The following is a 640-nucleotide window of genomic DNA, read 5'->3' as shown; positions in this document are numbered from 1 at the left end:
ATATAGATACTCGCATAAAAAATACGGTATTTAAAACAAAGTTTTCTGAGAAAGATAATAGAAGTAAGTTCATTGTCGATACTTGTGGTGAGTCAGTTGGTTTGTCTGAAAAAATGGAGCAATTTCTCAAAGCTGTTTCTCACCCTAAAGAACGAAGAATGTTAAAAAATCTCCTCATCTCATGTAGCATTCTCCAACGCCCAGATTACATTGGGACTGCAAACAACTTAAGACATAGATTTATTCAGCATTTAGAGCGAGACGATGGTTTTTTCTCAAAGTACGGAAACTCAAGACCAAATGATGAATTTTTATTCGTTTGTTTCCCTTGCCCGAAAAACATTTATAGAGAGTTGGAAAGTTTATTAATTCAACTATGTCAACCTAAGTTTAATACACAAAGGAGTTAAAAATGGAATTAGATAATCAATCTCCAGAGACTATTGAATATAAAGCAATCAGTGGTGAGTTTGGTGACGTTAGGTACTTTATAACAACTCTCGATCAAAGTGATGCAGTTGAAAACATTAGATTTGCTGATGAAATTCAAGGCAGTTGGAGCTTCTCTGAACGAGTTCAGAGAAAAATAGATGAAAACAGAGCGAATACAGAAATATTTTCTTACCTTGCGATGGGTGGA

1 protein-coding gene and 1 pseudogene are annotated in these 640 nt (G+C 34.5%); both read left to right on the top strand.

What is annotated here, in order from left to right; genetic code table 11:
• A partial coding sequence (locus tag AC5590_RS08105) for a GIY-YIG nuclease family protein (RefSeq protein ID WP_169269042.1) occupies window positions 1-410 on the top strand: 410 nt, incomplete at its 5' end.
• Between the two features lie 2 nt (window positions 411-412).
• Window positions 413-640, top strand: a pseudogene (locus AC5590_RS08100) (DNA sulfur modification protein DndB); the annotation flags it as partial.

Origin of the sequence: Brasilonema octagenarum UFV-OR1 (assembly GCF_963888615.1) — a bacterium.
In the GTDB taxonomy this organism is placed as follows: domain Bacteria; phylum Cyanobacteriota; class Cyanobacteriia; order Cyanobacteriales; family Nostocaceae; genus Brasilonema; species Brasilonema sennae.
This window is presented reverse-complemented; position numbering and strand designations above follow the sequence as displayed.